Here is a 10,415-nt window from a genome sequence, read left to right on the forward strand (position 1 = left end):
TGCTGCCCCAGCGCTGGCGGTCGTCCACAAACTCCAGCGCGTCCAGCAGCGGCGCAATCGCCGCCTCACGCGCAGGCACATAGGCCACGTCCCGCCGCGACGGCACAAACCCGCCACCCATGTCAAACGCATACGGCGCGCCCGGCAACACGATGCCGATGGAGACAAACGCCTGCAGCCGGTCCTTGCCACCCATCGTGATGGTGGGCGCGTAGTACGCCACGCGGTCGCCGGGCCGTATGCGCTGCAGCGGCGCAACCTTGCCATGGCACACCTGCATGTAGCCCGCGCCAGGCGTGGCGCAGCCCCAGCGGGCGTGCTGGGCGCAGGCCACGGCGATCCAGTTGCGGCGCGCGGTGGCTGCAGAGGTCGCTGCCGACAGGGGCATGTCGCCGCGCGCAGGCTCGGCATCCGGCCAGAGAGGGTGTTGCAGCACGGCGTCGGTCATGAGAAAAGCTCCGGGTCAAAGAAGCCACCGATGGTGCGGACGTGCTGCTGACACCGCAGTGTCAGTACCTTTGCAGCATCCTTGTCTGCTGCGCACGGGTTCTCAGACCAACTGCCCCCACTGCCACAACGCAAACCCGCCCAGCAGCAGGGCCGAGGCCCGGTTGATGCGCTGGCGCCAGGCGGGCGTAAAGCGCTGCCGCTGGTAGGCAATCGCGCCGGTCAGCAGCAGCCACCAGGCGGCAGAGCCCACCAGCACGCCCGCCACCATCCACAGCGGCGACGGCAGGCTGGGGCGGCCGCCGCCCAGCGAGCCAAACACCGCAATGAACGACACGATGGTGGCCGGGTTGGCCAGCGTCAGCGCAAACGTGCCGGCCGACAGGCCCAGCAGGCCCCGTGCATCGCGCGCCGGGGCGGCGGTGTGGGCCACCGGCGCGTGCCAGGTGCGCCAGGCCAGCACCAGCAGCAGTGCGCCGCCGCCCAGCGCCAGCGGCGTCTTGGCCTGGGTCAGCCCATCGATGAGCCAGCGCACACTGAATGCACCCACGGCGCCATACACCGCATCGGCCGCAGCGGCGCCCAGGCCGGTGGCCAGCCCGGCCGCCAGGCCCCGCTCCAGGGTGCGTTGCATGGTCAGCAGGCCAATGGGGCCCACAGGGGCCGCGATGAGCACGCCGATGACGGCGGCTTGCAGAAACACGGTGATTGAGGTGAGGTCCATGCACCGATGCTAGGGCGGCGGCGGGCGGTGGAGAATGCAGAAAATTCGGCGAATCCAGAATTGGGTTTCGTTTTTTTCTGTGCCAATCGATAAAGGCTTGTATGGAAGTCGATGACAAAGCCTGGCGCCTGATCAGCGCGCTGCAGGCCGATGGCCGCGCCTCGCTCAAGGAGCTGGCCGAGGCCGTGGGCCTGTCGGTGCCCGCCACGCTCGAGCGCCTGCGCCGCCTGCAAGAGGCGGGCGTGGTGCGCGGCGTGCATGCCGACATCGACCCCGCCAAGGTCGGCTACGGCGTGCGCGCCGTGGTGGGCATCAACGTGCCGCAGCCCGGCAAGAAGGCGCTGATCGACAAGCTGCGTCAGTCGCCCCAGGTGCTCGAATGCCACCATGTCAGCGGCAACGACTCGTACGTGATGCAGGTCGTGGCGCGCGACCTGCCCGATCTGGAGCGCTTTCTGGGCGACATCAACGGCTATGGTGAAACACGCACGTCCATCGTGTTCTCCACGCCCATCCCGCTGCGCGGCCTGGCCCGCCCGGAGGCGGGCTGATCCACCCCTCAGAACGTGATCTTCACCGACGCCGCACTGCGCTGCGCGTCGCCATGGAACACCGCCTCGATGTTGTTGCCATCCGGGTCCAGCACAAAGGCGGCGTAGTAGCCGGGGTGGTACGGGCGTTCGCCCGGCGCGCCGTTGTCGGTGCCGCCGTGGGCCAGCGCGGCTTGGTAGAAGGCATCCACCATCGCCCGGTCCTGCGCCTGAAAGGCCAGGTGCGTGCGGCCGGTGAGGTGGCCTTGCGCTGCAGGGCTGTCGGCTGACGACACAAACAGCTCGTCCGCCCAGAAATAGCCCTCGTCCGCGCCACCCATCGGCACCTTCAGCGCCCCCAGCGCGGCTGTGTAAAACGCCTGGCTGGCCGCCAGATCGCGCACAACGAGCTGGATGTGGTCAATCAGCCGGCCCCGGTGCAGTTCCTGTGTTTCCATGCGGTTGTCCCTTCTTCAAGAAAGTGCGTGCAAACCCACGCGGTTGCCATCCAGGTCATGGATGTGCGCAAAGAACCCCATGCCCGGTGGCAATGCCTGGCGGGGCAGGGCGACCTGGCCGCCCTGGGCTACGGCGCGCTCCAGTGCGGCGTCGAGCGAGGGCGAGGCATCCAGGTACACCAGTGTGCCGCTGCCTGATACCTGCTGCGCCGTCGGTCCCATCATCAGCGCGCCGCCCACGCCGTCTGCTGCGCCGTCGTAGGGAAACACAGCACCTTCGCTGGGCCCCATGTTCTCGCGGCGCAGGGGCTGGCCCAGCACGGCTTCATAAAAAGTCTGGGCGCGGTCGAGTTGGGTGGTGGGGATTTCAAACCAGGTGATGGCGTTTTTCATGCAAAGGCTCCTTGTGTGTGCAAAGTCAAAAAAGAAGCCTTGATGGTCGCGGCGGCCTGCTGACAGCGCAGTGTCAGCAGCGTGTCACCGGGCTCACATGCTGCGGCCCGGGCTCGATGCCGCAACCTGCGCGCGAAAGCTGCGGGGCGACAGCCCCGCATCGCGCGTGAAGGCCCGCGTGAAGTACGCCGGGTCGGCATAGCCCAGCGTGTAGGCAATGGTGGCCACGCCCAGGTGCGTGTAGGCCAGGTTGCGCCGCGCCTCGCGCATCAGGCGCGCCTCAATCAGCCGCTGGGCCGATACGCCCGTGGTAGCCCGTGCCACGCGGCTCAGGTGCGTGGGCGACACGGCCAGCGCGCGCGCATAGTCCGCCACCTGCCAGTGCTCCAGAAAATGCGCCTCAATCAGCGCCTCCAGCCGCTGCACCAGGCTGGACTCTGGTGCAGCGGTGTCGTCGGGGCTGTGGTCTTCAATGGCCCGTGCCACCCAGCCCAGCAGCGTGGCGCTCAGGCCCCGCAGCACCAGCGCACGCGCCTTGGCGCGGCCCGAGAACTCCTGCCAGATCTGCGCCATGGCCTGGCTGATGGGCGGGCTGGCGGTGACCACGGCGGGCCGTGCCAGGTCACGCCGCACATCGCCCACGCGCACAAAAATTTCGTCCATCAATTCATCGGCCAGCGTGGCCACCCAGCCCTGCGTGTGCTGCGTGAACCGAAACGCGTGCACATGGCCCGGCGGCACGTTGATGAGCGCACCGGCGGCCAGCGCGTGCTGCTCGCCATCCAGGTGCGCCACGCCGCCGCCCGATTCGATCAGCAGCACCTGGTGCAGCCGCGTGTGCCGGTGCGGGGCCAGCTCCCAGTCGTGCAGCACCGATCGCGCGGCAATCGTTTCGCAGTGCAGCACGTCGGGCAGGTGCTGCGACTCGCCGAACAGGCTGTACGACTGAATGCTGCTGTGGTTCTCGGCCATGTTCGAAAAGTGCATGTTCTGGCTCCATCCGTCCATTCAACGCGGCGACTGTGCCACGTATCTTTGGGGGGTCGTTTTGACCCATGTCATCAACCCAACAGAGCGGCTCACACAACTCAGCGAAGCGGCCCTGGCTAGGCGTCCTGCCGCAGACAGTACAAGCAGTACGGCAAGGCAGGACAACAACGCCAGGGGAGTTTTGTGAGCCGCTCGCCACAAAGGAGACACCATGAAAACCCAGGTTTGCATCATCGGCGGAGGCCCCTCGGGCCTCATGCTCTCGCAGCTCTTGCACCTCAAGGGCATCGACACCATCGTGCTGGAGCGCCAAAGCCGCGAATACGTGCTGGGCCGCATCCGCGCCGGCGTGCTGGAGCACGGCTTTGCCGCACTGATGCGAGAGGCCCAGTGCGGCGAGCGCATGGACAAGGAAGGCGAGATCCACGACGGCTTCATCATTGCCCACGACGGCAAGATGGACCGGGTCGATTTGCACAAGTACAGCGGCGGCAGCTCCGTAGTGGTCTACGGCCAGACCGAGCTGACACGCGACCTGTACGAAGCGCGCGACCGCATGAAGGGCATCGTCATCCACAACGCCGAAGACGTGCAGCCGCACGACCTGAAAAGCGCAAACCCGTATGTCACCTACCGCAGTGGCGACGAGGTGGTGCGCATCGACTGCGACTTCGTCATCGGTGCCGACGGCTTCCACGGCGTGAGCCGCAAGTCCATCCCGCGCGACGTGCTCAAGGAGTATGAAAAGCTCTACCCCTTCGGCTGGCTGGGCGTGCTCTCGCGCACCAAGCCCGTCTCGCCTGAACTGATCTACGCCAAGCACGAACGCGGCTTTGCGCTGTGCTCGCTGCGCTCGCAAGTGCTGAGCCGCTACTACATCCAGGTGCCGCTGACGGACACGGTGGAAGACTGGTCCGACGAAGCCTTCTGGGCCGAACTCAAGCGCCGCCTGCCCGCCGAGGTGGCCGACAAGCTGATTACGGGCGCATCCATCGAAAAGTCCATCGCCCCCCTGCGCTCCTTCGTGGCCGAGCCCATGCGCTACGGCAACCTGTTCCTGGCGGGCGACGCCGCCCACATCGTGCCGCCCACCGGCGCACGGGGGCTGAACAGTGCCGCATCCGACATCTACTACCTGTACCACGCCATGCTGGCGCACTACAAGGATGGCGACAGCACGGCGCTCGACAAATACTCCGAGAAGGCCTTGGCCCGGGTGTGGAAGGCCCAGCGCTTCTCGTGGTGGATGACGACCATGCTGCACACTTTCCCGGATTCCATCGCGTACGACCAGAAGCTGCAGGACACGGACCTGGCGTATCTGTTCTCGTCGGAGAAGGCGCTGGGGTCGCTGGCGGAGAACTATGTGGGGTTGCCGTTCTGAGCATCCTGCGGTAGCACTGCTACCCAGTCAGAGGCTTGCATGGGGTGTCTCCCTGCAAGCCTTTTTTTGCGCCCAGATCGGCGTTCAGTGCAGGCAGTCGCGTTGGGCAGCGGCCTCCATCTGCTACGCAAAATTTAGGCGGAACTGATGCTTACGCCCGCACAGCAGGCCCGATAGCATCGCACCAAGTTTTCAGATCATTCGCCCAGTGGTGCCGATGTGAGATTCGGCGATGGCTGGAACACGATCGAGCTGCTGAAGCAGCGTTTTGAGGCAGTGCACTTCGCGTTAGATGGTGCTAATCAACAGCCAGGAAAACCTCCAAGATGGATTGGGTCCCGATAGTCTTCATTGTGTTCAAGGTGGCGGTGTTCGGCACCGGCATGTTCTTCGCCATCAAGTGGCACTACGACCAAGGGAAGAAGGCGAAGAACGAAGCCAGCAGATCGCAAATGGCAACGGAATGCACGCCGGGCGCGTCGGAGTAGGCGGCTGATTCCCCGTGATGCTCTGCGGAGCTCAGACTTCTACCTGCCTGCATCACGCCATGTTGGCCCGCTACCAAAACGGCGACGGCACTGGTCTCTACAAATACTCTGAGAAAGTCCTGGCCCGCATGTGGAAGGCCCAGCGCTTCTCGTAGTGGATGACGACCATGCTGCACACCGTCCCTGGGTCGCTTGCGCACGACCAGAAGCTTCGGAGCACGGACTTGGCGTATCTGATCTCATCGAAGAAGGTACTGGGGCGCTGGCGGAGAACTGTGTGGGGTTGCCGTTTTAAGCAGCGGGTTGTGCTTTGGTGCGGTGCCTACTAGGGTGATGGCGCTATTGGACCCAAAGGAGAAAAAAACGAAAAATCGTAGGCGTGCATGGGGTGCCCCGACAAGCCTTTTCATGTGCCTGATCGGTGTTGCATGCAGCCCGCAAGCAATCCGTGTACTCGGCGCACTATGAGGACCAGCGCACAGGCTTGCACGAGTCCTGTCGCTATGGTGTCGGTTGTGTACTGGAATTCGACAAACGCTACGGGGCTATTGGCTGCTGCTCGGAATATCAGAGCATTGAAACTAGGTTCCGCCTATCGCTGTATCGCCCTCGATGCCAAACTCGTCGTCGCTTACGATGATGATGTTCTCAGGCCTACCGAGCTGGGTGAAAAGCATGGTTTCCACAAACTGGAAGCTTGACTCCCAAAGATCAAGAACCTCTGCTTGGGTCTTGTTCGTAGCCTCCATCACACTCTTCTGCAACTGTTCAATCCAGTCCTCCTTGTAGCCGTTAATTGCCTGATTCGCTTCCAAATGGATCGCACGATATTGGCTCTCGTCCAGCAGGCCTCTAACTTCGTACAGGTCGCGCAGTACGTCAGTGACATAAGACATCCGGAAGAATCCGCTAACGAGCTCTCTCCAAGTGACCGGACGATGCTGGGCCAACAATGGCAGGAACGCATCTATCCGGTAGATCAGTCGCCCTACGAGCACCGCAGTGTGAACCGAATGTACAGGTGCATAGGTACCTAGAACTGACAGAACTCCAGATCGAAGGAAGCCGTTGGCCACTGATGCATGTGATCCGTCCAATGCATGCGTGCTGCATGCGGCCAAGATGACAATGGGCGGCATCCGAGCCAAGTTCGCGAGATTCCAAACGTCCACGTTCTCTTTACCAATGTTCAACCACCCGTGCTCCGCCTTCCCCCCATGATTTCCGTGACAGTCGAACACCACGATCGCTCCTTCGAACCCGTTCATGGCTGTAATGATTTCTTCTTTCGTTTTGACGTCGACAAATTGCACGTTCACAGATTTCAAGCCATACGCTTGGATTGCATGAGTAAGGTGACCACTAAGTGGATCGTTCTCTTTGAACGATCTAATGACTAGAACACTATTCAGCGCGGAGCAAGGAAGGACAAGTCTCGGACCGCTAAGTAATACGTGACTGGCGACATTGCCTGGGGTCGGCGGAACGCGAGAAATCTGATAACGGAACATCGCTGGCACCAAATCTATCGGGAGCCACTCAGCTGGAAAATCACAAATCAGTAGCAACTTTTCCCGATCATCAAAGATGGCACGCAACAGCTCTTCTCCAACCTCTTCCTTGAGCTGCTTTCCATAACCAGCTACGCGTCTATTGAGCTCTTTCAGACGCGATCTCTTATTGGAATTGACAAGCGCGTAAATTTCGCCCAGCACACCATGATGGAGCATCACTGCGCCAGGTAATCGGAATGCCGGAGCGAACTGATTTACGGCAATAAGGGAAATTAGTTCCGTGAAGTAGCGCAGCTCAAATTGGCGCAGCTTTAGCATCGGACCAACGGTCGGATCTTCGTATGGGTTAAAAAACTCATCGTCCGTACTGATCGTGCCATTTGAATAGCCCTTGTTTCGCAAGAGCATGTTTTTGACAAAATCCCTCTTGTGCTTGGGTAAATCGCGTAGGTATTGGTTCCAAAATTCGGTCCCGTACATCTGCGCCATGATCGAGGGGCAAAACACTATTGCGTCATTCTTCCTGGCTAGGTGAACAAGGGGCGGCTGTTCCTCGCGCAATTGGTCAATCAGCGTTGCCATTTCCACCATGCTCGCGACGTACGGCGTAGTGTCAGGAGAGGGAGAAATCTCTTCACCATCTTTGAAATCAAATCCGTAAGACATGAGGACATCTGCCATCGGACGCGTGCTGTTGTGAAGCCTGGGTTTAAATGGCAGTGCTGCTGCCCTTTCTGCGCGCGCCGGATGCGCGCGCATGAGTTCAAGAAGTTCAACGAAGTTTCCTTCTGCGGCTACGGCACGCTCTGCCAGAGCAATGAGATGTTGCTGAATCGACTCTGCGGTAAGGCTGGAAATTGCGATGGCGCCTTCATACTTGCCTAAGGTCAGATGTAGAGGGGCGATTTTGAAATTCCTCAGGTTCTCGGCGACTCCTGCAGCCGTCCTCTCAGTGCTCCAGATCACTGTTGGGAAGTGCTCAAGCTCGCAATGGATTGAATCTAATAGATCGACTCGAAGCATTCGAACGTTCAAATCTGAGCCGGCCATCTTCGAGCCCACAAGGCGGTGGCCCACTAGGCAGGCCTCCAGCATGTCATGAGGAAAACGCGTGATTGCGGAAATGATGGTGAGGTAGTCAGGGAGAAGAACGAGAGAGAACCCTTGAAAAATCGTCTGGGTATCCTCAACGTCAGAAGGCATTGCAACTATGTGTTGGATTGCGCTTGTGCTCATGTTTGCGTTTTTTTTGGTGTATCAGTCCGACTGCAGCTACAGGTCGAGTGAAGTGTGTGTTAGCCAATCCGAAGCCGCTGGCGCGACACACGGAACGAAGAATTTAGGTTTAGATCACGCGCGCTATCAATGAAGACGGCAAGTCGAAAAATCTCGGTCAACCTAGCGATCCTGGCGGTGGGATGTAACAAATGCAAGCCTGAATTGACCCTTGTAGTACCAATTTGAAGTGCAGCTAACGTTGCAAAGTTTCCGGTGAATCGATTGGGGCAGCTTCTCAACGAAAAGCCATCAACCGAAAACCGATGAACCTCTATGACCTCAGCAATCGGCGCTTCTGTTTAACCCATAAAGAAAAAGCCCGGCACAAGCCGGGCTTTGCACTCTCAAGCTGCCCTCACTTGCAGCTAAAACTGCCCGCACTCTCCACATCCCCCGTCCCGTTGTAGCGCGCCACCTTGGGGTACACGCAAAGCGGCCGGGTGCGGTTGGCAGACCAGCTGACAGGCAGTTCGGCATTCACCACCTTGGCCCCAGCACCGCGCGCCTTCGCCGTCACGCTGTCGGGCGCCTTGCCTTGCTCCACCCAGGCCACCAGCGGGGCCAGCATGTCGAACTGGTCGGTGGCGGGGCCGCCGGAGCAGTGGTTCATGCCGGGCACCAGGTACAGGCGGGCAAAGTCGTCGGCCTTGCCGCCGTGGTGGGCCTGCACGCGGTCCATCCAGTTCGCGGTGTCGATGGGCGAGAACACGCCGTCGGCCACGCCGTGGTAGACCATCATCTTGGCGCCCCGGTTGCGCAGGGTGCTCAGGTCAGCCGCGTTGGGGGGAGTCATGTACGACCAGGATGACTCGGTGTAGACCGGCGTGGTGGCGAACATCTTGGGGTAGTCCGCGTCCATGCTGAAGTTCAGCGCGTACTGCAGGCCGGTGGTGGCCTTGAAGGCGTCCAGGGTGGAGGGCGGTGTGGTGAACAAGAAGGCCACGGCGCCCGCGTCGCGCGTGGTGGGCGCGTTGAAGTGCCAGAACGCAAAGTTGCTGCCTGCCACGCCGGGGTCGAACCAGGTGCCGGTGTACAGGGCTTCGCCCTTGCTGTTTTTGGGCCCGGCAAAGATGCTGGCCAGCACGTTCTTTTGCTCGGCAGAGATGCACGATCCATCCCGCGCAGGGTTGGCGTTGCTGGCAGCGGTACAGGTGGGCACGTCGCGTTGCAGGTTGAATGCGGCCTGGCAGGCCTGCACGTCGTTCACCTGGCCGTCGGTGGCGCCGTCCAGCGCGTCGCAGCGCTCCACGATCTTGCGGCCGATGAGCTGGAACTCGGCGGGGCTCACGGCCTTGGTCAGGTCGGGCTGGCCGATGGCGTCCTTGGAGGCCACCTTGGCGTATTGCTGGGCCTTCCACAGCTGGGCGGTGGCGGCCTTGGGCAGGCTGAAGCCGGGGTTGCCCGCCAGCACGCCGTCGTACTGGTCGGCATAGCGCGATGCGGCCACCATGGCGTGGCGGCCACCGTTGGAGCAGCCGGCGATGTACGAGCGGTCGGGGCCCTTGCCGTAGGCGCCTTTGATCAGGTCCTTGGCCATGGGCGTGAGGGTGCCCACGGCCTGGTAGCCGTAGTCGCGCCGGGCCTGGGGGTCCAGCCCGAAGAAGGGCGTGGGCGCGCCGTGGCCCGCGTCAGAGCTGAGCACGGCAAAGCCTTGCACCAGGCCGGGGGCCACGGGCGCAGCGCCGCTGACGGCGCCGAGTGCAGTCACCACGCTGCCGTCCAGCCCGCCGTTGGCCTGGTGCAGAAAGCGGCCGTTCCAGTTGACGGGCATGCGGATCTCAAAACCGATGGCGTAGCTGGCGCCGTCCACGGGGCCGGTGCGCTCTTTCATCTTGCCTTTGACGAGGCAGTGCGCAGGCGCCTGGGTGGTGTTGCCCTGCAGCGTGATCGGGCCCTCGGCGACCATCTCTGCCGAGGTGATGCGCGTGTCGGGCAGCGCGAGGCTCTGGGCCAGCGCGGTGCAGTTTTTCAGCGTGGCGGGTGTGGCGGCGCCGAGCTGCGGTGGGGGCGTGGTGCGTGGTGCGCTGGCGCAGCCCGCCAGCAGCGTGGCGGTGCCCAGAGCCATGGCCAGGGCCGAAAAAGGGAGGGTGCGCGGGAGGGGGTGTGGCATGCGATGTCTCCAGGTGGGCGGGGGAAGGGCGCAATCAAAAAAAGGCCCTGGCCGCAGTGGCCAGGGCCGGGGCACTACTTGCAGCTGAAGCTGCTGGCG

At 62.3% G+C, this 10,415-nt stretch carries 10 protein-coding genes; 3 read left to right on the plus strand and 7 right to left on the minus strand.

Features of this window, described 5'->3' with window-relative positions; all coding sequences use genetic code 11:
* Both ACK4OE_RS23555 and ACK4OE_RS23560 read right to left on the minus strand, forming a co-directional pair.
* Window positions 1-448: EVE domain-containing protein (locus ACK4OE_RS23555; RefSeq protein WP_409888665.1), on the minus strand; the 448-nt coding region annotated here is incomplete at its 3' end.
* Between the two features lie 102 nt (window positions 449-550).
* Window positions 551-1,171 carry a LysE family translocator gene (locus ACK4OE_RS23560; protein WP_409888667.1) on the minus strand — a complete coding sequence of 207 codons (621 nt, stop codon included), beginning with the start codon at window positions 1,169-1,171 and terminating at the stop codon, window positions 551-553.
* A gap of 101 nt (window positions 1,172-1,272) precedes the next feature.
* Here ACK4OE_RS23560 and ACK4OE_RS23565 point away from each other — a divergent pair, with 101 nt between their 5' ends.
* Window positions 1,273-1,722: an Lrp/AsnC family transcriptional regulator gene (locus ACK4OE_RS23565; RefSeq protein WP_015012065.1), complete on the plus strand. Its 450-nt coding sequence runs from the start codon at window positions 1,273-1,275 to the stop codon at window positions 1,720-1,722.
* Between the two features lie 8 nt (window positions 1,723-1,730).
* Here ACK4OE_RS23565 and ACK4OE_RS23570 read toward each other — a convergent pair whose 3' ends face one another.
* From ACK4OE_RS23570 to ACK4OE_RS23580, 3 genes are all read right to left on the minus strand, one after another.
* Window positions 1,731-2,159 (minus strand): VOC family protein, encoded by a 429-nt coding sequence (locus ACK4OE_RS23570; protein WP_121507896.1) that lies wholly within the window; start codon window positions 2,157-2,159, stop codon window positions 1,731-1,733.
* 15 nt (window positions 2,160-2,174) lie between these two features.
* A complete protein-coding gene (locus ACK4OE_RS23575) occupies window positions 2,175-2,552 on the minus strand; it encodes a VOC family protein (RefSeq protein ID WP_409888669.1) in 378 nt (125 codons plus the stop codon).
* A gap of 93 nt (window positions 2,553-2,645) precedes the next feature.
* Entirely contained in the window at window positions 2,646-3,539 is an 894-nt protein-coding gene (locus ACK4OE_RS23580) for a helix-turn-helix domain-containing protein (protein WP_409888671.1), read from the minus strand.
* Window positions 3,540-3,753: 214 nt separating this feature from the next.
* On the opposite strand from ACK4OE_RS23580, the gene pobA reads away from it, so the two are divergent.
* Both pobA and ACK4OE_RS23590 read left to right on the plus strand, forming a co-directional pair.
* Window positions 3,754-4,926, plus strand: coding sequence for a 4-hydroxybenzoate 3-monooxygenase (gene pobA, locus ACK4OE_RS23585; RefSeq protein WP_409888673.1), 1,173 nt, complete (start codon window positions 3,754-3,756; stop codon window positions 4,924-4,926).
* Window positions 4,927-5,252: 326 nt separating this feature from the next.
* On the plus strand, window positions 5,253-5,414 hold the full coding sequence (locus ACK4OE_RS23590) for a hypothetical protein (RefSeq protein WP_409888675.1): 162 nt from the start codon (window positions 5,253-5,255) through the stop codon (window positions 5,412-5,414).
* A 581-nt stretch (window positions 5,415-5,995) separates the two neighbouring features.
* On the opposite strand, the gene ACK4OE_RS23595 is transcribed toward ACK4OE_RS23590, so the two are convergent.
* Window positions 5,996-8,131, minus strand: a complete 2,136-nt coding sequence (locus ACK4OE_RS23595; protein ID WP_409888677.1) for a CHAT domain-containing protein — start codon at window positions 8,129-8,131, stop codon at window positions 5,996-5,998.
* A 430-nt stretch (window positions 8,132-8,561) separates the two neighbouring features.
* Window positions 8,562-10,316: a tannase/feruloyl esterase family alpha/beta hydrolase gene (locus tag ACK4OE_RS23600; protein WP_409888679.1), complete on the minus strand. Its 1,755-nt coding sequence runs from the start codon at window positions 10,314-10,316 to the stop codon at window positions 8,562-8,564.
* Between the last annotated feature and the right edge of the window lie 99 nt (window positions 10,317-10,415).

Origin of the sequence: Acidovorax sp., from assembly GCF_046314175.1 — a bacterium.
Classification (GTDB): Bacteria; Pseudomonadota; Gammaproteobacteria; order Burkholderiales; family Burkholderiaceae_C; genus Acidovorax.